The organism is Mycolicibacterium sp. 624, from assembly GCF_040548615.1.
Lineage (GTDB): Bacteria > Actinomycetota > Actinomycetes > Mycobacteriales > Mycobacteriaceae > Mycobacterium.
This window is the reverse complement of record NZ_JBEPRZ010000003.1, coordinates 279,483-300,096: the sequence shown is the minus strand read 5'-3', so window position 1 is coordinate 300,096 and position 20,614 is coordinate 279,483. Positions and strand designations below refer to the sequence as shown.

The window sequence follows — 20,614 nt, the reverse complement described above, 5'->3', positions numbered from 1 at the left end:
GCCTAGAGCGAGTCGAGATACATGATCACGGCGCGCACGCGCCGATGGTCATTGCCCGTCTCCGGCAGGTCGAGTTTGGTCAGAATGCTGCGGACGTGCTTCTCGACCGTTCCCTCGGTCACCCAGATCCGACGACCGATTCCGGCGTTGGACAACCCCTCCGCCATCAGCACGAGGACCTCGCGTTCCCGGGTACTCAGTGCGGCCAGGGGGTCGTCTCTGCGCCGCGCCGACACCAGCTCGGCCACCAGCGCCGGATCCACCACGGATGCACCGTTGGCGATACGCCCGACTGTCTCGATGAAGTCGGCGACGTCGGTGACGCGCGTCTTCAGCAGGTAGCCAATCGAGTGGCCCCCGGCGAGCAGCTCCATTGCGTGCTCGACGTCGACGTGAGCCGACAGCACCAGAATGGCGATGTCCGGCCACTCCTCGCGGATCGCCCGCGCCGCGTCGAGGCCCTCGGTGCTGTGCGTCGGCGGCATCCGGATATCAACAAGGACCAGCCCGGGCTGGGTCTCTCGGACCAGATCGAGAAGTTGAGCCCCGTCACCGGCCTGACCCACCACATCGAAACCCGACCGCTGCAGAAGACTCGTCACACCCTCACGAAGCAGGACGTCGTCATCGGCGACAACCACGCGTACGGCATTCACCACGCGATTCTCTCATCGCAACCGCGGAGCTACCTGCTAGCCGGTAGGCCGAATGGAGGGAAAACCTCCATGGGCATGGCGGACAGCCCCGTCGACACCTGGCCGGCGAGAGAGAAGTGTCATCCACACCAGATCACCGAAGGCCCTTCGACCCCGCCGAGGAGCACGACATGACCCTCTCGCTCGCACGCAACACTCACTCCGCCTCCCTGCTCGACGGCGAGGTCGTCGAGGAGTCCGAACTGGGCTCCATGCGCCGCGTGACCGCCGACAATCTTCCGATCCTCAAGAACCTGTCGATCAAGCGGGTGCTCCTCAACCCCGGCGCGATGCGCACACCGCACTGGCACGCCAACGCCAATGAACTCACCTATTGCGTGTCCGGAACCGCTCTCGTGTCCGTCCTCGACGACGGCAGTCGGTTCTCCACCTTCATCATCACGGCCGGGCAGATGTTCCATGCCGCGTCCGGGTCCCTGCATCACATCGAGAACATCGGCGACGACATCGCGGAGTTCATCATCGCCTTCCGCAACGAGCGCCCCGAGGACTTCGGTCTCGGTGCCACTTTCGGCGCCTTCACCGACGCCGTGCTGGGCAACACCTATGACCTGCCCGCCGCCGACTTCGCCAAGATCCGCCGCAGCACAACCGATCGCAAACTGGCCGCCCGCATGGGCGATCCACAGATCCCGGCCGGCGCGTACTTCAACGATCCGCACAAGTTCGATATCGAGGCCCAGGCCCCGGGATTGAACTACGTCAGCGGTAACGCACGATTCGCCAGGGACCAATTCTGGCCGGTGCTCAAGGACATCTCGATGTACTCGCTGCGCGTCACCGAGGTCGGCATGCGCGAGCCGCACTGGCACCCCGTTACCGCCGAGATGGGCTACGTGCAGCACGGCGACGCCCGGATGACCGTCATGAATCCCGATGGCACGCTGGACACCTGGAATCTCACCACCGGGGACATGTACTTCATCCCGCGGGCCTACCCGCACCACATCGAGAACGTCGGCACGGACGACTGGCACTTCCTGATCTTCTTCGATCAGCCGTTCCCGGCCGATATCGGCTACCGCGCCTCGGCCAGTGCCTACTCTCGCGAGGTCCTGGCAGCTGCGTTCAACACCCACGTCGAGGACCTGCCCGACTTCCCCTTCACACCGGCCGACCCGCTGATCGTCGGACGTAGCAATCCGGTTGACGCACACGGCGTCGGCGAGCACTGAAACCACTGGCGCAGGACGGGAGAGACCGATGTCAAGCATGTGCTGGCGAAGGGAACTCGACGTGGCGTCGGGAGATATGCCGACCATCGTCGCGTCGCTGTCCGAGTTGTCCCACCGCGACCGTGTCTTGGCGCAAAGCCCGGGCACTGACGGTGAGCCGCTCAGCTACACCGCGGCTATCGAGGTTTTCGATGTCATCGAGACCGGTCGCGTCCTGGTGGTGTGGACGGCGACGTTCCCGGTGCCCGATAGGCGCTTGGCCACCGCGGAGATGCTGGGCCACGCCGTCTTTCGTGACTTCATCGGACAGCTGCGCTACGAATTGCTCGCGGACGCAACCCTCGACGTGTCGGCGTGACGGCGGTCGGCCGCCCGGTCAGCCGGGTCGAGGGCCACGACAAGGTCACCGGCACAGCGGTCTACACCGCTGACGTCGTGGTGCCGAACGTCGCACATGCCGTTCTGGTGCAGTCCACGATCCCGCGCGGTCGGGTGCTCGCGGAGTCGCTGCGTGCGGTGACCAGACTCGCCTCCGCGGCACCTGGTGTCCTGCGTGTCATCACCCCGCTGAACTGCCCGCCGCTGAAGCCGCCGCCGCGGGAGATGAGCGATGACCTGCCGCTGGAACGCCGGCCGCCGCTGGCCGACCTCACCGTGCAGCACGTCGGACAGCACATCGCCGTCGTCGTCGCGGACACGCTCGAGAACGCCACGCACGGGGCCTCACTGATCAACGTCGACTACGAGAGCCTGCCCGCGCACATGTCGGCGAGCCAGGTGCTCTCCCAACCGGTTACGCCCGACGACGGAAACGGGTGGGTCCGGCACGGCGTCTACCGACCCGACCACTTCGTCAAGCTCGCCGACGAGAGGCTTCAGGACCACCGCGGTCCCGATCGCGAACCAGCGGACGGTGTTCGGGTCTCGGCGCGGTTCTCCACCCCGGTCAACGCCCATTACCCGATCGAACTGGCCGCAACCACGGCGCACTGGGACGGCGACGTGCTCACCGTGCACGACACCACCCGGTGGATCACCGGCGAGCGGGCGGCGCTCGCCGCATACCTGGACATGCCCGAGCACAACATCAGAGTCCTGGCGCCCCTGGTGGGCGGCGCCTTCGGGTCCAAGAGCTTCCTGTGGATGCACGCGGCGCTGTGCGCCGTCGCGGCCCGCGAGGTCGGACAGCCGGTCAAACTGGTGCTCACACGCGGCCAGATGTTCACCTCGACCGGGCATCGGCCCAGGACCGAGCAGCGCCTGTCCCTGGTGGCCGAGCACGGTGGTGCCATCGTCAGCACCGAACACCACACCCTGACCGAGACCTCGACCGTCGCGCACTTCTGCGAACCCGTCGGCCTCTCGTCGCGATTCCTCTACCAGTCGCCGCGCCTGGCCGTATCGCACACCGTGGCGCGGATCAACTCCCCCACACCATGTTTCATGCGCGGGCCCGGCGAGGCCCCTGGTCTGTTCGCGCTCGAGGTCGCGATGGACGAACTGGCCTACGCGACCGGCCTGGATCCCGTCGCGCTGCGTCTGCGCAATGACCCGGAGCTGGATCAGGCGAGCGGGCGGCCGTGGTCGGGAAAGCACCTGCGCGAGTGCTACCAGCAGGGTGCCGAGCGCTTCGGCTGGCACAGCCGGCCAATGGAACCGCGCAGTCTGCGACGGAACGGTGTTCAGATCGGTTGGGGCATGGCCACTGCCACCTATCCCGGTAGACGCATGCCAGCGGCCTGCCGCGTCACAACGACCGCCGACGGGATCGTCCGGTTCGCATCGGCGACCCATGAGGTGGGCACCGGCGTTCGCACCGTGATGTGTCAGGTCGCCGCCGACGCCGCGGGCCTCCCACTGGCCGCCGTGGCCTTCGACTCGGGCGACTCGCTGTTTCCGCATGCGCCCTACAGCGGCGCGTCGCAGACCACCGCCACCGTGGGATCCGCCGTCCACGCGGCGGGTACCCAGTGGCGACTCCGGCTCGACGAGTGGTTCGGTGATCGCGCCGGCGTCGACACTCCGTCCGTCATCGAGCTGATCCGCGAGGGTGGGACGGCCCTGCTGGAGCGGCTGACCTTCACCGTCGACAGTGCCGGGCCCACCGCAGACGGCCCGGTGTCGCAGTCGTTCGGCGCCCACTTCTGCGAGGTCGAGGTCGACGAGGACATCGGCCGTGCCACCGTGACGCGCTGGGTCGCGGTGATGGACTGCGGGCGCGTGCTCAACCCCAAGCTGGCGCGTAACCAGGTGATGGGCGGCATCCTGTTCGGCCTGGGCATGGCGCTCATGGAACGCCTGCCCCACGACCCTCACACTGCACAACCCATCGGCGAGTACTACCTGCCGACGCATGCCGACGTGCCCGAGTTCGACATCGGCTTCATCGACGTTCCCGATCTCGCACTCGACCCCATCGGGGTGCGGGGCATCGGTGAGATCGGCACGTGCGGTGTACCCGCTGCGATCGCGAACGCGATACATCACGCCACCGGGCGGCGGCTGCGTGACCTTCCCATCACGGTGGAAGCCCTGATGACCCCCTTCGATACGGGAGTGTCCTGATGAGTACGGAACAGTCAACCTGCACCACAGTCGAACTCGTCGTCAATGACGTTCGGCGCCGGATCGCCATTGACGTCAGGCAGACCCTGTTGGACCTGCTTCGCGAACGACTGCACCTGACCGGCACCAAGAAGGGCTGCGATCACGGACTGTGCGGCGCCTGCACGGTCACCGTCGACGGTGAGCGGGTGCTCAGCTGCCTCACCCTGGCGATGTCAGTAACCGGGCGCGACGTCCGCACCATTGAGGCAGCAGCCGACGCTGACGACCTGTCCCCCATCCAGAGGGCTTTCATCGAACACGACGGATTCCAGTGCGGCTACTGCACTTCGGGTCAGGTGACCTCAGCGCAGGCACTGCTGCGCGAGCACGCTCGAGGTGACCTGTCCACAGCATCGTTCGAGCGCGGGCGGTGTGCAGCGTTGCGGGGCGAGGTCGCGCTGACGCATGACGAGATCAGGGAACGTATGGCGGGCAACATCTGTCGGTGCGGGGCCCAAGCCAACATCGTCGCCGCGATCGCCGATGTGGCAGGCGCGCCGTGAAGCCGTTCGCGTTCGGTCACGCCGATAGCGTCGACGATGCGATCCGCACCGCGGCCACGACCGGTGGTCGATACTACGCGGGCGGCACCAATCTGCTGGACCTGATGAAGACCGGCGTCGAGACACCCGACGTGCTGATCGACATCGGCCGGCTCGGGCTGACGGACATCACCACCACAGCTGACGGCGGTGTCCTGATCGGCGCCGGCGCCACCAACACCGCGGTCGCCAACCACGCGTTGATCCGGACCCGCTACCCGGTGTTGTCGCAGGCGATCCTGTCCGGTGCGACCACACAACTGCGCAACATGGCCACGGTCGGCGGAAACCTGATGCAGCGAACGCGCTGCCCCTACTTCATGGACCCGGGATTCCCGTCCTGCGAGAAGCGGTCACCCGGGACGGGCTGTGCGGCGCGGGACGGCTTCAACCGCGAACACGCACTGTTCGGCGCGGACGGATCCTGTGTCGCCGTGCACCCGTCGGACATGGCAGTGGCGCTGACGATCCTCGATGCCACGGTGCACGTCAGGGGCCCCGGCGGTGCGCGGGTGATTCCGGTGCAGCGGTTCTTCACCCTCCCCGGCGCAGACCCCGGCCGCGACAACACCTTGGCGCCAGCCGAACTGATCGTCGGGGTTGGGCTCCCGCCGTCGAGGTATGCCGACCACAGCTGGTACTTGAAGGTTCGTGACCGACACAGTTATGCGTTCGCCCTGGTCTCGGTCGCGGTGGGTCTCGAGGTCACTGACGGCGTGATCCGGTCGGCCGGGCTGGCCCTTGGCGGGGTGGCCGCCATGCCATGGCGTACCGGTGACGCCGAGGCCGCGCTCGTCGGCAGACCGCCAGGTCGGGAGGTCTTCCGGCGTGCGGCCCGGCTGGCACTGGCGGGCGCCCGACCGCTGCGCCAGAACGGCTTCAAAGTCGACCTCGGCAAGCATGCGGTGGTCAGGGCGTTGACGGTCGCGGCGGATTTGCCGGTCTGACCCTGCGAAGGCCTGCAGGCGCGACCAGGCGGCGTGCGAGACTTCAGCCATGGTCATGCCTATCGAACGCCCCAAGCTGGAGGGCAACGTCGCGGTCGGGGGTGATCGCCAACTCGGGTTTGCCGAGTTCGGCGACCCTCAGGGCCGCGCCGTGTTCTGGCTGCACGGCACACCGGGCGCGCGCAGGCAGATCCCCGTCGAGGCCCGTGCCTACGCCGAGCAGCGGCACATTCGGCTCATCGGTGTTGACCGGCCCGGCATCGGCTCATCGACACCTCACCAGTACCGCAACGTACTGGCCTTCGCCGAGGACCTCCGAACCATCGCCGACGTGCTCGGGATCGGCAAGATGGCGGTGATCGGACTCTCCGGCGGCGGGCCTTACACCCTGGCCTGCGCAGCGGCGATGCCCGACCGCGTCCTATTGGCCGGTGTCCTCGGGGGCGTCGCACCCACGGTCGGCCCCGAGGCTATCGGCGGCGGATTGATGGGGTTCGGTTCACGCGTGGCGCCCGCGCTTCCCATCATCGGGTTGCCGCTGCGGCTTGCGGCGGTCGGCCTGGTCCAGATGATGCGTCCCGTAGCCCCTCTGGCACTGCACGCGTATGCGCTGGTGTCCCCCGAAGGCGACCGGCGTCTGCTGGTCCGCCCGGAGTTCGGCGCGATGTTCCTCGACGATCTGCTCAACGGCAGCCGCAAGCAACTGGCCGCACCGTTCGCCGACGTCGCCGTCTTCGCCAAGGACTGGGGCTTCCGGCTCGCGGACATCAAGGTGCCGGTGCACTGGTGGCACGGCGACGCCGACCACATCGTGCCGTTCGCGCACGGTCAGCACGTCGTATCGCTACTACCCGACGCGGAGCTCTACACCCTTCCCGGTGAGAGCCACCTCGGTGGGCTCGGCGTCGCCGAGGTGATCCTTGGCGATCTGATGAATCTGTGGGACGCGCTCGACGCCGAGAAGTGACGCCGTGACATCGCAGCCGCCCTGGCCGCCGGAAGGGCCATCGCCGCAGTGGTCGCAGAGCTGGCCACCGCACCCGGTCCCGCAGCCACAACGCTCCTCGGCCGATATCGCGGTGTCCATCGTCGCGCTCGTGGTGACGGCGCTCATGGGGGCGGGCGCTGCGCTGATGGGTCTGTTCCTACTGGCGTTCCTCGACCACTGCCCACCCGCGACATGCAGCATTGACGGTGCGGTCACCGCGGTTGGGACCGCGCTCTTGATCGCGCTCGGTATCGGCGTGGCGGGCCTGGTGGCCACGGTGGTCCTATTGGTCCGCCGCAAGCGGGCGTGGCCCTTCGCGGTCGCGACGCTCGCGCTGTGTGCGCTGACCCTCGTCCTGGGCATGGTCGCCTACGTTGCCGCAGTTGGCGGCTGAACCTCACCAACGCCGGCAACTATCAGCGGATCCGTGAGTTGGCGGGGTCGTAGATCGGCTTGAGCGACACCGTGATTGGATACGTCGTCCCATTGACGTTGACCTGGTAATCGCCGGCGCGGATCCACTGCGCGTCGACCGTCGCACCGTCCGGCGAGCGGACGTAGGCCATACCGACGCAGGCACCCGCCGTCTCCCCCCATGCCGCCGAGGACACCTGCCCGGCGACGGCGCCGTCGCGCAGCACCAGTTCGCCACCCCACAACATCGCCTCCGGTGAGCCGACCGTGAAACCGACAAGCTTTCGGCGTGGGCCGTCGGACCTGGCTCTCTCCACCGCGGTTCGGCCCAGGAAGTCGATGTCGGTGTCGAGCTTGCACGCGAACAGCAGGCCCGCCTCTACGGGGTTGTCGTTGGGTGTCAGCTCCCGACCGAAGGCGCGATACCCCTTTTCCAGCCGCAGCGATTCGATGGCGTAGTAGCCACCGCGCGCCACCCCGAACTCGGCGCCTGCGGACATCAGCGACTCATACACCCCGACCGCGAACTCGGTGGGAACGTAGAGTTCCCAACCGAGTTCACCCACATAGGTGATGCGGGTGGCGCGAACGCTGGCATGACCCAGGCTGATCGACCGGCTAGTACCGAACGGGAACGACTCGTCGGCGAGGTCAGCGTCGGTGAGCGTCGACAGCAGATCGCGCGAGGCCGGTCCCATGACACCGAACACCGCCAGCGCCGAGGTGGCGTCGACCAGATGCGCGAGGGTGCCGTCGGGCAGGTTCCTGCGGATGTGGTCCTTGTCCCGCTCGGTGGTCGCCGCACTGCTGACAATGAGGTACTCGTCGTGCGCGGTGCGGGTCACGGTGACATCGGACTCGTAGGTGCCGCGCGCGTTGAGCATTCCGGCGTAGACCGTCCTGCCGACGTCGACGGCCATATCCGCTGTACACAGCCACTGCAGAGCCGCCTCGGCGTCGGGTCCAACGAGCAGGTACTTCGAGAACGACGTCTGGTCGAACACGGTGACCGCGGTCCGCGTGCTGATCTGCTCAGCGGCCGACCACGGCAACCAGTTCTGCTTGCCCCAGGAGTACTCGATGACGGGATCGTGGCCCTGCGGGGCGAAGAAGTTGGCGCGTTCCCAGCCCATCCTGCTGCCGAAGTTCGCGTTCGCGTCTACCAGTAGATGGTGGACGGGTGACCGGCGGAAGGGACGCGCAGTGGTCATCTCCCGGTTGGGCCAGGGGATTTCGTAGTGCAGGCCCAGCACCTCGGCCACCCGGTCGTGTAGCCACCGGTTGTTGCCGTTGAACGGCGCGAACCGTCGAATGTCGACGCTCGTGAGGTCACTGGTGGGAGCGCCGTTGACGATCCACTCGGCCAACGCCCGACCCGCTCCGCCCGCCGAGGCGATACCGACCGAGTTGAAACCCGCGGCCACGAAGTAGTTGGCGCACTCCGGCGCCTCACCGAGAATGAACTGATTGTCCGGGGTGAAGCTCTCCGGTCCGTTGTAGAGCTTCTTGAGTCCGGTCTCCTCCAACACCGGAATTCGCAGCAGTGCGTTGTCCATGAGGATCTGAAAGTGGTCCCAGTCCTCCTCCAGCAGCTGGAATTCGAACGGGTAAGGGATAGCGTCAGGACTCACCCACGGTTTGGCCTCCGGCTCGAACCCGCCGATGACCAGTCCCCCGACCTCCTCCTTGAAGTAGGTGTAGCCGTCGGGGTCGCGCAGGATGGGCATGTTCGGGTGCACACCCTCGATGGTCTCGGTGACGACGTAGAAGTGCTCGGCGGAGTGCAGTGGCACGTTGACCCCGGCCATGGCGCCGACCTGCTTGGCCCACTGTCCGGCGCAGTTCACCACGATCTCCGCTTCGATGTCCCCCGCGTCGGTGCGCACGCCGGTGACCCTGCCATCGGCGGTCAGCACGTCGATCACCCTGGTGTGCTCCAGGATTCGCGCCCCACGCAGTCGTGCGCCCTTGGCCAGCGCTACCGTCAGGTCGGTCGGGTTGGCCTTGCCGTCGGCGGGCAGCCAGATGGCGCCGACGAGGTCGTCGATCCGCATGACGGGATAGTGCTCGAGCGCCTCCGCGGGCGATAGCAGCTCACACTCCAGGTCGAATGCCGCGGCATTGGCTGCGGTGCGGCGCAGCTGAATCATCCTGTCCTCGGTACGCGCCACCGTCACGCCGCCGCACTGGCGGTAGCCGGCGGTCAGCCCGGTCTCGGCCTCGAGATCGCGGTACAGCTGCGTCGAGTACTGGACCAGCCGCGTGCCGCTCTCGGACGCGCGCAATTGCCCGACCAGACCCGCGGCGTGCCACGTGGTGCCCGACGACAACCGTCCCTGCTCGAGCAGCACGACGTCGGCGTGGCCGTACTTGGTCAGGTGATACGCGACGCTCGCGCCGATCACACCGCCACCGACGATCACCACTCGTGCGCGGTCGGGAAGGGCTGCCATATCGTCCTCTCAGTCCGATGCCCGCACGTCGGCGAGCAGTCGGTTGAAATCGGGCCCACGGAACTCCTGCATGGCCAGTTCGAAGCGCTCCATTGCCCAGCCCCAGAAGTCGAAGTCCAGTGCGCTGGAGCCATTCTGGATGCAACCCCACAGCGTCCAGCCGTATTGGGAGACGGTGCCCTGCAGGCGGACACGGGCCATTTCGTGACGAGTCCTGCGTCCGAAGTACTCGACCACCAGTTCCTCGAGCTGGTCGAGGGACAGCCGGCATTCGCGCCAGATGTTGCCTAATTCGAAGCACGGGTCGTTGTTGCCCGAGTACTCGTAGTCGATGACCCAGACCTGGTCACCGTCTTCGACGAAGTTGGCCGCCAACAAGTCGTTGTTACATGGGACGGTGGTGTCGTCACCGCCAAGGGCGACGCGGATGGTCTCGAACTGTTCGGCAAAGCTCAGGTAGTCATCCGGAAGTCGGAAGCCGTTGTCCTGCACGACCTTCAGGTACTGGGATTGCCGCACGAACATGTCGAAGTCGTCGCGGAACCGTGGTCCGGCGTGCAGTGCGCGGCAACCGGCGGCGACCTTGGCGATGACGCCGGGCCTGGCGAAGTCGTCATTGGTCAGCGTCGCCCCGGGAACGAACCCGATCAGCAGGATGCCGAGATCGGGCCGGTAGTCGATCACGGGCGCCCCGACGCCGGCCTGTTCGGCGGCAAGAGTGTTGGCGTACTCGTTGTCACGGTCGATACCGAGCAGGTTCGACGAGGAGTCACAGCAGCGCGCGACGAAAATCCCCGTGGGCGTGGTGATCTTGACGTTGCGATTCGTCAGGCCCCCCGACAGGTCCTCGAGCACCCGCCTCTTACCCGCGAGTGCGGGGAACTGATCCAGCACTGCGTCGAGTTCGGCATCGGTGAGCGAGAACGACACCGCATCAGTCCGGGTCGTGACGCAGTGCCCGGCGCAGCATGTGCATCGCGACGGTGGTGGACCGCTCTCTAATGTCGGATCGGTTGCCCGGCAGCAGCAGTGTGCGCGTCGTCGGCGCACCGTCGCCGAGCCGCACACTGAAGCAGACGGTGCCCACCGGCTTCTCGTCGCTTCCCCCACCGGGGCCTGCGATGCCGGTGATCGCCACGGCCGTGTCGGCTCCGAACCGCTGCAGCGCACCCGCGGCCATGGCCTCGGCGACCGGCTCGGACACCGCGCCGTGCGCCGCGATGAGATCGGGATCGACCCCGAGCAGATCAGCCTTGGCGGCGTTCGAGTACGACACCACACCGCCGGCGACGTAGTCCGAGGAGCCGGCGCGGTCGGTCAATCGGGCGGCGAGCATACCCGCGGTGCACGACTCAGCGGTCGCGATCGTGCGGCCCGCCAGCAGCGCGGCGACTTGGTCGTCGACCAATGCACCATCAGTTGAGTAGATCTCCCTGGCGTGGTGCTTCTGCAGTAGCCCCACCAGTCGCGCGTAGACGTCGTGGGCGCTGGGCTCATACCGGGTGACGATCTCGAGTTCGCCGCGACGCAGACACGTCGTGATCTCCAACCGGTCGAAGTCGGCGATCTCGGTCTCACCGATGCGCAGCGTCTCGGCGAGACCCGACTCGGGCAGCCCGAACATGCGGATGGTGTCCTGTCGATACTCCGTGCGGCCCGCGATCGCATCGGTAACCGCAGGTGTGGCAATGGCGGCGGTCCACATCGGCTGAAGTTCACGCGGCGGCCCGGGCAGTACCACCACTGTCGGCTTGCCCGGCACCACGACACCCGGTGCGGTACCGACCGGGTCGAGGATCTGCGCTCCCTCGGGCACCATCGCCTGCTTGCGGTTGGCGGCCATCACCGCATCGAAGTCGACGTCCTCGCGACGTCCCATGAGCCTGCGCAGGATGCCGGCGATCCGCTCCTCGAGTGCGCTGTCGAGGACGAGGTCGCGTCCGCAGAACCGGGCCACCGTGGCCACCGTCATATCGTCGGCGGTCGGGCCGAGCCCACCGCTGGTGACGATGAGGTCGACGCCTTCGGCCGCCAGGAATCGCAGCTGCGCCTCGATGTCGGCGGGACGGTCACCGCAGATGGTGATGTGCGCGAGTTCGACGCCAAGTTCGAGTAGCCGATCGGCGACCCACGGGCCGTTGCGATCCTGAACCCTCCCGGTCAGCACTTCGGTTCCGGTAACCACGATTCCCGCACGTGCACTCACGGGTACAGACACTACGACCATCGCCGCGCATGCGTGGCGCGTGGCGTGGACGTGTTGCGTTCAGCGTCCCGCAATGTGGCAGCGCTAGGTTCGGCGGCCGTGACGAGCGCCGTCCTGGCCATGCCAGAGGTGATGGACCCGATGTACTGGTTGGGCCACGGCGGCCCCTTCGCGGCGGCGCTGCTCCCCGGCGTGGTGATCATCGTGTTCCTCGAGACCGGCCTTTTCATCCCGTTCCTGCCCGGTGACACGCTGCTGTTCACCGCGGGTCTGCTTGCCGCGCAACCGAACGCCCCGGCGAGTGTCTGGCACCTGGGCGTCTGTGCCGCCGCGGCCGCCATCGTGGGCGGCCAGGTCGGCTACCTCATCGGCAGACGGTTGGGGCCCGCACTGTTCAAGAAGGAGGACGCGCGGTTCTTCAAGAAGCGCTACCTTGCCACGTCGCATGCGTTCTTCGACCGACACGGTCGCAAGACCATCGTGATCGGGCACTTCATCGGCGTGGTCCGGACGTTCACCCCGGTGATCGCCGGCGCGTCGGGCATGCGCTACCGCGTGTTCCTGGTCTACGACATCATCGGCGCCACGGCCTGGGGCGTCGGGCTGACACTGATCGGCTTCCATCTCGGCGGCGTCGGGTTCGTCAGCACCCACCTGGAGTTCGTCGTGTTGGCCATCGCGGTGCTGTCGGCGCTGCCCATCGCGGTGTCGGTGCTGCGGGCCCTTCTGGCGCGCCGGCCCTGCGTTCCGACCGCCCGGCCCTGCTTCGGCGACAGGTGCTGCTCGCAGTCGGTCGGTGATCCATACGCTGAGGGCTGCCGTGGCGCAGGCAGCCGAGGACACTGACGACAGCCCAGCCTGTGGCACGGAAGGTAACTGTGGCGGAGATTACTCCGAGTGCACTGCTGAGCGAATAGAACACCATGTAACTACCAATGATGCGGCCAGCCAATTCTGTTGTGTGCGGGACGATTTGGCTCTGCCGGTGACTTGCATAGCCTGGACTGCGAAGTCCAGCGCGATCACGCCGACGCCGAGCAGAATAAGGGAGCGTGTGGCCCGAATGCGGCGAACATTCATGTCCGAAAGGTCGGATACCCCTGATGTAGTTGGCGGACAGGATATCCGGATGCTTTCGCGCAGCAGGTGAGATCCGTGTCAGGCGAGAGCCTTGACGGCCTCCAGATAGTCATCGATTGCGTCGCGGTTGCGGGTCAGGAACTCGATGCGGTCGCTCATGCGGTCGCGTTCGGACTCCAGGGTGGTGAGCATCTCGGGTGTGGCGTCGGCGAAGTGGATGGTGCGAGGCTTGTCGAGACACGGGAGGATCTGCTTGATGATTCGTGTCGGCAAGCCGGAGTCGAGCAGTCCCCGGATCTGAATGACCCGGTCGACCAGGTAGTCGTCGTACTCCCGATACCCGTTTGCCATGCGGCCGGGAACGATCAGACCTTCGTCCTCGTAGTAGCGCAACGCTCGCGCAGACGTGGCCGTCAGCTTTGCGAGTTCTCCGATCCTGATGCGACGCACCTCACTTCCCGCCTAGTGGCCCACAGCTTGACCTTAACGTTAACGTCAACCTAGACGATGGCGTCATGACTCAAGTTCCGCACCCCTCGCAGCGTGCGTCCCGTCCTGACCGTCTACCGCTGGCAGGCCTGCTGGCGCTGGGCGCGGCGGGGTTCATCACGATCATGACTGAGGCGCTACCAGCAGGAATCCTGCCTGCGATGGGTGGCGACCTGGGCGTCACCGAATCTGCGGCCGGGCAGACGGTGACTGTGTACGCGATCGGTTCCGCCATCGCCGCGGTGCCGCTCACCGCAGTGACCATCGGCTGGGCGCGCCGACGGCTACTGCTGTTCGCAATAGCGGGATTCGCGATCGCTAACACGATTACCGCCGTCTCCAACAGCTACGCACTGACCCTGGCCGCACGTTTCGTCGCAGGCGTCGTCGCGGGACTGCTCTGGGCACTGTTGGCCGGGTATGCGCGCCGCATGGTTGCTCCGCATCAGCGCGGCAAGGCCATGGCGATCGCGATGGCCGGCACTCCGCTCGCGCTGTCAGTCGGTGTGCCCGCCGGTACGTTCCTCGCGGGGCTCGTCGGCTGGCGGCACACGTTCGGGATCATGACGGTGCTGACCCTGGTCCTGATCGGCTGGGTGCTCGCGGCCGTGCCGGGCTTTCCCGGCCAAACCGAGGACGCGCGGCTGCCGCTGCGCCGCACCATTGTGATCCCCGGCGTCGCCGCAGTGCTGTTCGTGACCCTCACCTTCGTCCTCGCACACAACATCCTCTACACCTACGTCGCCCCCTACCTCGCACCGCTCGGTCTCGCTGATCGCGTTGATGCGGTTCTGCTCACCTTCGGCGTCGTGTCACTGCTGAGTATCTGGTTCACCGGCATCGTCATCGACCGATACCCGCGGCAGCTGACGATTGCCAGCTGCACCCTGTTTGCCGTCGCCGCCCTCGCGCTGGGACTCCTCGCCGCCACGCCGTGGTTTGTTTTCGCCAGTGCCGCAGTGTGGGGCCTCGCATTCGGTGGCGCGGCGACGCTGCTTCAGACAGCGTCCGCGGAGGCCGCCGGGGCGGCCGGTGATGTCGCGCAGTCGCTGGTGGTCACCTGTTGGAACATCGGCATCGCCGGCGGCGGAATCATTGGCGGCCTCCTCCTCAGTGGCGTCGGGCCGGCCTCGCTGCCCTGGGCTGCGCTTGTTCTGCTGATTCCAGCTCTCGTCGTCACCGTGTCCGCGCGCCGACACGGATTCCCCGGACTCCGCGGGGGCAACGACATTGCCAGGCAGCCCCCGTCATCGACTCCTGCTACGCGGCCGGCGACGAGGTCGTTGAGACATGGCGTTGAATAACAGGTACCCGCTGTCATGATCGACACCATTTTGATGCGACTGAACGGGAGGAACAATGGCTCGGGACCGCGACGAAGCAGGCCGTGCGCGCAACGCGCGAGCCCGCGACGAACTGGGCCGACCGCTGCCGCGAGGGGTGCAAGGCGTCCCCCGTGTCCCAGACGACGCGGTCTTCACACCACCGGAAGCCCTCACCGCAGCCCAGGACTACCTCGATCGTGGACAGGCATTCCACGCGCACGAGGTCTTCGAGGCCATGTGGAAGCAGGCTGATCCCGCCGAACGCGAGCTGTGGCAGGGACTCGCCCAGCTGGCGGTGGCGATCACCCACGTCCAGCGGGGAAACCGCAAGGGCGCACTCGCATTGCTGCGACGCGCAACCGAGGCCATCGATCAGCCAGAGACACCCCATGACATCGACACCGTCGGACTGGTCGGTTATGCCGAGAAACTGATCGACGACCTGCAGGCCGACGGCGAGATCGGTGCAGATCGATTACGCCCAGGAGTTCGACGCCAGGCGCGCTAGGTGACCGGCACAAGCACCGGAGCCGAGTTGTAGCCCGCCACCCGCACCCAGTTCGCCGTCACCTGCGGGCTCGGCACGACGGCCCTCAGCTCGACCGTCTCGCCGGGAAAGACCGACACGTAGTTATCGCTGTACTCGATCGGCAGGATCTCATCACCGTCGCGGGTTGCGGTTACCTCTGCGCGTTGGAAGAACGCGACCTTGGTGGTGGGGTTGGTCAGGCGGATTGTCACGGTGTTCTGTCCCGCGCCGTTCGCGCTGCGTTGAGCGGTCACGCCGAGCCGTACGCGGGCCATGTGGTTGAGCGGAGTCATATCGGCCCAGCTCTCCTGTCGTAGCTCGAAGGCGAAGTCCTCGTTCGGGTCTCCGACATCGTCGTCACGTTGCGACTGCCAGTAGACGTTCTCGGTGATGACATTGCCCGCGTCATCGAGCAGTTGGCAGCGGACGAAGTAGACCTGCGCGTCGCGCGCCAGCCGGGGCAACGTCATGGCCGGTGCGGTGCCACCCGATGGCACTGTGAGAGGCCCGCTGGTGCGATCGTCTCGCACCTTGCCCTGCAGGTCGTAGGCGCGGACGCGGACACGCAGACCCGTTGCGGTGCTGGGCCTCTGATTCACCGCGGTGACGTTGGCGACGTCGTGGTCGCCGGTGGCGTACGAGTCGAAGACCACCGAGAGCGGTCGCAGTCCCTTCTTCGCGCCGTAGTACGCGCCGCCGGGGCGCAGGTAGTAGTCGAAGACGTTGCCGAAGAACGACGGCCAGTGGTTGTTGAGCATCCAATAGAGCGTCATCTTGTGATCCGCCCAGCCCAGGGCGGCGAAAGACTCGAACTGGGCCCGTGTCGACTCATAATGCGCGAGTTGGGCTTTGCGGGTGAACTCCTCCGCGCCGCTGGAGTAGCCGTATCGTCGGTTGATTGCCCGCTGGATGCTGCGCAGCGCGGCGTTACCCGGGTTGGACCCGGCGTGGAAGTACCAGTAGTCGTTGATGGGCCACAGCTTGTCCGGCGGGATGAACTGCTTGAGGCTCGCCAACGGCGGAATGTGCTCGTTGTCGCCCTGTTCGGCCGAGGCGCCGCGGGCCGCACGGTACCGGCCGCTGAACCAGTACGTCGGCGGCCGCCACGTGTACGGCCCGGCCATGTGGATCCCGTCCCACAGCCGTTCACCCGTTTCATCTGTGGTGTAGGACGACACACTGTCAACGACGGCGTTCTGCCAGTGCAGATCTCGCAGAATTCCGTGGTAGGCGTCCATGACCGGCGGGGGTGGGCGTCCATCGCTGGCGTTGGCCCACACGAATGCCGAGGCGTGCGATCGCAACATCGCAACCTGTGACCGCAGACTGTCCTTGGCGACCGCGAGATCCTCGGCATCCCACTGCGGCCACTTCTCCCACTGGTTGCAGCACATCCAACCCACCATCAGCGGGATGCCGAGCTCGTCGGCGGTCTGCACGAAGCGTTCGGTGGGGATCTTCGACTCGAGTCGAAGCATGTTGAGGCCGAGGTCGCGGGTGTAGCCCAGGATGGCGTCCTCGCGGTCGGGGTCGTAGTCGTAGAGAAGGTCGGGTGTGTACGTCGCACCGCGAACCAGGAAGTCGCGCCCATTGACCTGGAGATAGAAGTTGCCTCCGCGACCCAGCTCGGGGAACTGGTCCTGGGCGTCGCGGAACTGCGACACGGTGCGGACGCCGAAGCGCAGGGTCGACTCATCCACCGAGCGGTTGTACTGACGGAACTCCAGGCGCAGGTCATACAGGTTGGGCTCACCCATCGTGTACGGCCACCACAGGTCGGGGTTCGACAACGTCAGATCGTCGAACTCGTCTGGGCTGAAGCCGACTTCACGATCGTCGCCCGGCGCGAGAGACACCGGCTGTTCCACCCGGACCGTGTCCCGGCCCGGCCGGGTGATGGTGGCCCGCAGCACTCCACGCACGCGGTCGGTGGAGAAGTTCTGCAGCCGGGCGAACACGTGCAGCCGGGCCGAGTCGGTGGCAGGTAGCGGCAGTTCGGTGTTGACCGTGGCGTCCGCAATCGCCACGGGCCCAGACATCCTCAGGTAGACCGGTTTCCAGATACCAGCATTCCGATCGGCGACGAAGGAGTTACCGTTCGCCGGGTTCTTGTCGGCCCCCTGATATCCCAGATAGTTCCAGTTGATCCAGTCGAACCAGCTGTCGGCGAGTTCCACACCGTCGACGTCCTGGATGGCGCGCTCCGGTGTCACCTTGACGGCCAGCGTGTTCGGCCGCCCCGGCTCGATCCATGGCGTCACGTCGAGGTCATGCTCGACATACATGCCCACCACCTGGTCGTCGTCGGCCACGAGGTGCCCGTTGAGCCAGATCTGGGCGCGGTAGTTGATGCCTGGGAAGCTCAGCTGGTAGGTGCTGTGGCCCGCCGGCGCCTCGAATGTGGTGCGGTACCACCAGTCCTGCAGATAGAGGTCCTGCGGAACCTCCTCAAGCAGGTTCTTGCCGTAGTACAGGTTGGGGTAGGTGCCATCGTCCTGCAGGGCCGCCAGTACCGTCGCGGGCATGCTGGGCACCTGGTGCCACGCCGAGTCCTGGTAGTCCGGCCGGGACACTTCCGCACCGTCCGCAGTGACGTCGCGTGCCGAGGCGAGACTCCAGCCGTCGGCGAGTTCGATCTGCGCCGAGGCCTGCTCCGGGCCGGAGAAGCGTGGAATGTCGCCGGCGCAGACGACCAACAGCAGCAGAGAGATGACGACGCCCAGCACGACGGTGCGGCGCATCTCGGTCGCGATGGCGCGTCTCCCTCTGGTCGGGCTTGGGTGGATCGCGCGATGCGCGGGGTTTGGGCTCCCATTCTGCCCAGGGATGCGCGGCGGCGCGTCAGGTGCCTGCGATCCCGCTGATCATCCGGTCGCACACCGAGTACATCTGGCGCAGCGCCGCATCGGCGTCATCGGCGCGCGCGACGAACAGCGCCGCCTCGTCCAGCGCCCCCAGCAGCACGTGCGCGGTGGGGCGCAGCGGCTGTTCGGGGATGACCCCGTCGGAGATGGCCTGGGCCAGCATCGCCTCGATCACACCGAGGCCGTACTTCTCCCCCACCTCGCGCCACCGCTGCCAGCCGAGCACCGACGGCGCATCGATCAGGACGATGCGTTGCACACCGGGGGCCGAGCACTCCTCCAGGAACAGTCGCGCCCCCACGCGCATGGCCTCGAGTTGGTCGGTGGGACCCGCGGCGGCGATCCGCGCCGAGATTGCCGCGACGATGTCCTGTTCGACCTGCTCGTAGACCTCGGAGAACAAACCCGTTTTGTCCCCGAACTGGTGATACAGCGCCCCGCGCGTCACGCCCGCGGCATCGACGATGGCCTGCGTGGAGACCGCGGCGTAACCCTGCGTGGCGAAGAGTTCGCGGCCAGCCGCCAACAGCAGGGCCCGCGTCGCGGCGGTGCGCTGAGCCTGTGTGCGACGCGGTGCCGAGGGGGCAGTCTGCTGGCCGTTGACTTTCATACAGTGTGCACGTAACTTTCATACGAAGTGTTCGTAAGTTTGAGAGAAGGGTAGCTGAGATGTCGCAAGTGACAGTGCAGGGCGCGACAATCGAGTACCGCGTGTTGGGCCCTTCGGACTCCCCTCATCCGCCGGTGGTGTTCGTGCACGGCATCCTCGTCGACCATCGGCTGTGGACCCGGGTGGCAGAAGATTTGGCGCGCAACGGATATCGCTGCTTCCTGCCCGACCTGCCGCTCGGCTCGCACACCGTCCCGGTCGATGACGAGGTACTACGCACTCCCGCGGCGGTGGCCGAACTGGTGCACGACTTCATCGTCGCGCTGGACCTCGATGACGTCACCCTGGTTGGCAACGACACCGGTGGCGGGCTCTGCCAGTTGCTGATCGACGCTCACCCGGACCGCATCGGAAGACTGGTCCTGACCAACTGCGACGCCTTCGACAAGTTCCCGCCGTTCCCGTTCAACGTCGTCTTCGCGACGATGCGCGGGCCTCGGTCGATCAAGGCGCTCGCCGGCCCCATGCGGATTCCGGCGCTGCGCCACTCACCGCTGGGCTATGGCCTGCTGCTGGAACGCAACGACGACCTCACCGCGGCCTGGATCAGGCCGTGCGTCTCCGACCGTCGCATCGCGCAGAACCTCGCCACCCTGCTACGAGGCGTCCGCGCAACGGATCTCACCGACGTCGCCACCCGGCTGCACCGGTTCGACAAGCCCGTGAGCGTGGTCTGGGGTCAAGCGGACCGCAGCTTCACACCCGCGCTCGGCCGGCGGCTCGCGGCGCTCTTCCCGAACGTGACGATGGTCGAGGTGCCGGGCGCACGCACCTTCGTCGCGCTGGACGCGCCGACGACGGTGGTGAATGCGATCACCACCGTCGGGGCAGCGCGTTAGCGGGTTTCGCTAGAGGAGGTCCCGGTGCGGTACGTCGGTGACGAGGCCGCCGTCCATCACGAACTCGGCGCCGGTGGAGAACGACGACTCGTCACTGACCAGGAACACCACGAACGTGGCGACCTCCTCTGAGCGCCCGGGGCGGCGCAGCGGCGCGGTGACCATATCGTCGGGAAAGTGCTTGGTCATCGGCGTCCGAATGAAGCCGGGGTGGATCGAGTTCACCCGGATGTTGTCAGGTCCGAGCTCGATCGCCGCGGACTTGCTCAGGCCGCGCACGGCCCACTTGGACGCCACGTAGGGATGCACCATCGGCGCGCCACGCAGGCCCTCAATCGAGGACACGTTGATGATCGAGCCGTGGCCAGCTGCCTTGAGCTGCTCGACGACGGCCTGCATGCCAAGCATCGTGCCGGTGAGGTTGACGTCGATCACGTTCTGCCACTTGGCCATGTCGAACTTGCCGATCTTGCCCAACGCGACGATTCCGGCGTTGTTGACCAGCGCGGTCAGACCACCGAACGCGTCGACGGCAACCTTGACCGCGGCGTCCCACTGCTCGGCGTCGGTGACGTCGAGGTGGACATAGCGGGCGGCGTCACCGAGATCGTCGGCCAGCGCCTGGCCCGGCTCATCGAGGATGTCGCCAATGACGACCTTCGCTCCCTCGGCCACCAGCATTCGGGCGTGAGCCTCGCCCATACCGCGTGCGCCACCGCTGATCAGTACGACTTTTCCGTCTACCCGTCCCATGGGGCGTCAGGCTACCG

19 protein-coding genes are annotated in these 20,614 nt (G+C 66.7%); 11 read left to right on the top strand and 8 right to left on the bottom strand.

What is annotated here, in order from left to right; genetic code table 11:
* Positions 1–2: 2 nt before the first annotated feature.
* A complete protein-coding gene (locus ABIA65_RS14310; protein ID WP_241405249.1) occupies positions 3–656 on the bottom strand; it encodes a response regulator in 654 nt (217 codons plus the stop codon).
* A 170-nt stretch (positions 657–826) separates the two neighbouring features.
* Here ABIA65_RS14310 and ABIA65_RS14305 point away from each other — a divergent pair, with 170 nt between their 5' ends.
* The 7 genes from ABIA65_RS14305 to ABIA65_RS14275 are packed head-to-tail and all read left to right on the top strand — an operon-like array spanning position 827 to position 7,369.
* Positions 827–1,891 (top strand): cupin domain-containing protein, encoded by a 1,065-nt coding sequence (locus ABIA65_RS14305; protein WP_354523942.1) that lies wholly within the window; start codon positions 827–829, stop codon positions 1,889–1,891.
* Positions 1,892–1,919: 28 nt separating this feature from the next.
* Positions 1,920–2,249, top strand: coding sequence for a hypothetical protein (locus ABIA65_RS14300; RefSeq protein ID WP_241405247.1), 330 nt, complete (start codon positions 1,920–1,922; stop codon positions 2,247–2,249).
* Positions 2,246–4,456 (top strand): xanthine dehydrogenase family protein molybdopterin-binding subunit, encoded by a 2,211-nt coding sequence (locus ABIA65_RS14295; RefSeq protein ID WP_354523941.1) that lies wholly within the window; start codon positions 2,246–2,248, stop codon positions 4,454–4,456. The genes ABIA65_RS14300 and ABIA65_RS14295 overlap by 4 nt, the downstream gene beginning before the upstream one ends.
* A complete protein-coding gene (locus ABIA65_RS14290) occupies positions 4,456–5,001 on the top strand; it encodes a (2Fe-2S)-binding protein (RefSeq protein WP_241405245.1) in 546 nt (181 codons plus the stop codon). Before ABIA65_RS14295 ends, ABIA65_RS14290 begins: the two co-directional genes overlap by 1 nt.
* Positions 4,998–5,987 carry an FAD binding domain-containing protein gene (locus ABIA65_RS14285; protein ID WP_354523940.1) on the top strand — a complete coding sequence of 330 codons (990 nt, stop codon included), beginning with the start codon at positions 4,998–5,000 and terminating at the stop codon, positions 5,985–5,987. Before ABIA65_RS14290 ends, ABIA65_RS14285 begins: the two co-directional genes overlap by 4 nt.
* A 49-nt stretch (positions 5,988–6,036) precedes the next feature.
* Complete coding sequence (locus tag ABIA65_RS14280) at positions 6,037–6,954, top strand: alpha/beta fold hydrolase (protein ID WP_241405243.1); 918 nt, start codon at positions 6,037–6,039, stop codon at positions 6,952–6,954.
* A 4-nt stretch (positions 6,955–6,958) separates the two neighbouring features.
* Positions 6,959–7,369, top strand: a complete 411-nt coding sequence (locus tag ABIA65_RS14275) for a hypothetical protein (RefSeq protein WP_354523939.1) — start codon at positions 6,959–6,961, stop codon at positions 7,367–7,369.
* Between the two features lie 22 nt (positions 7,370–7,391).
* Here the strand turns inward: ABIA65_RS14275 and ABIA65_RS14270 are convergent, their stop codons facing one another.
* The 3 genes from ABIA65_RS14270 to ABIA65_RS14260 are packed head-to-tail and all read right to left on the bottom strand — an operon-like array spanning position 7,392 to position 12,048.
* Positions 7,392–9,842 (bottom strand): GcvT family protein, encoded by a 2,451-nt coding sequence (locus ABIA65_RS14270; RefSeq protein ID WP_354523938.1) that lies wholly within the window; start codon positions 9,840–9,842, stop codon positions 7,392–7,394.
* A 9-nt stretch (positions 9,843–9,851) separates the two neighbouring features.
* Entirely contained in the window at positions 9,852–10,772 is a 921-nt protein-coding gene (locus ABIA65_RS14265) for a choline/ethanolamine kinase family protein (RefSeq protein WP_241405241.1), read from the bottom strand.
* 4 nt (positions 10,773–10,776) lie between these two features.
* The gene (locus tag ABIA65_RS14260; protein ID WP_241405240.1) at positions 10,777–12,048 is read right to left on the bottom strand and encodes a competence/damage-inducible protein A; all 1,272 of its coding nucleotides are present in this window, start codon (positions 12,046–12,048) and stop codon (positions 10,777–10,779) included.
* A 99-nt stretch (positions 12,049–12,147) separates the two neighbouring features.
* Between ABIA65_RS14260 and ABIA65_RS14255 the strand changes: the two genes are divergently transcribed.
* Entirely contained in the window at positions 12,148–12,894 is a 747-nt protein-coding gene (locus ABIA65_RS14255; RefSeq protein ID WP_502919564.1) for a DedA family protein, read from the top strand.
* 312 nt (positions 12,895–13,206) lie between these two features.
* Here the strand turns inward: ABIA65_RS14255 and ABIA65_RS14250 are convergent, their stop codons facing one another.
* Positions 13,207–13,578 carry a MerR family transcriptional regulator gene (locus ABIA65_RS14250; RefSeq protein ID WP_241405239.1) on the bottom strand — a complete coding sequence of 124 codons (372 nt, stop codon included), beginning with the start codon at positions 13,576–13,578 and terminating at the stop codon, positions 13,207–13,209.
* 65 nt (positions 13,579–13,643) lie between these two features.
* On the opposite strand from ABIA65_RS14250, the gene ABIA65_RS14245 reads away from it, so the two are divergent.
* Together ABIA65_RS14245 and ABIA65_RS14240 are read left to right on the top strand one after the other, a co-directional pair.
* Positions 13,644–14,921, top strand: a complete 1,278-nt coding sequence (locus ABIA65_RS14245; protein WP_354523937.1) for an MFS transporter — start codon at positions 13,644–13,646, stop codon at positions 14,919–14,921.
* A gap of 55 nt (positions 14,922–14,976) precedes the next feature.
* Positions 14,977–15,450, top strand: coding sequence for a DUF309 domain-containing protein (locus ABIA65_RS14240; RefSeq protein WP_241405237.1), 474 nt, complete (start codon positions 14,977–14,979; stop codon positions 15,448–15,450).
* On the opposite strand, the gene ABIA65_RS14235 is transcribed toward ABIA65_RS14240, so the two are convergent.
* Both ABIA65_RS14235 and ABIA65_RS14230 read right to left on the bottom strand, forming a co-directional pair.
* Positions 15,447–18,212 carry a glycoside hydrolase family 2 protein gene (locus ABIA65_RS14235; RefSeq protein ID WP_354523936.1) on the bottom strand — a complete coding sequence of 922 codons (2,766 nt, stop codon included), beginning with the start codon at positions 18,210–18,212 and terminating at the stop codon, positions 15,447–15,449. The two genes, ABIA65_RS14240 and ABIA65_RS14235, sit on opposite strands and share 4 nt — an antisense overlap.
* A 100-nt stretch (positions 18,213–18,312) precedes the next feature.
* On the bottom strand, positions 18,313–18,945 hold the full coding sequence (locus tag ABIA65_RS14230) for a TetR/AcrR family transcriptional regulator (RefSeq protein WP_241405235.1): 633 nt from the start codon (positions 18,943–18,945) through the stop codon (positions 18,313–18,315).
* A 59-nt stretch (positions 18,946–19,004) separates the two neighbouring features.
* Between ABIA65_RS14230 and ABIA65_RS14225 the strand changes: the two genes are divergently transcribed.
* Entirely contained in the window at positions 19,005–19,844 is an 840-nt protein-coding gene (locus ABIA65_RS14225; RefSeq protein ID WP_354523935.1) for an alpha/beta fold hydrolase, read from the top strand.
* Positions 19,845–19,853: 9 nt separating this feature from the next.
* Here ABIA65_RS14225 and ABIA65_RS14220 read toward each other — a convergent pair whose 3' ends face one another.
* Positions 19,854–20,597 (bottom strand): glucose 1-dehydrogenase, encoded by a 744-nt coding sequence (locus tag ABIA65_RS14220; RefSeq protein WP_241405233.1) that lies wholly within the window; start codon positions 20,595–20,597, stop codon positions 19,854–19,856.
* Positions 20,598–20,614: the final 17 nt, after the last annotated feature.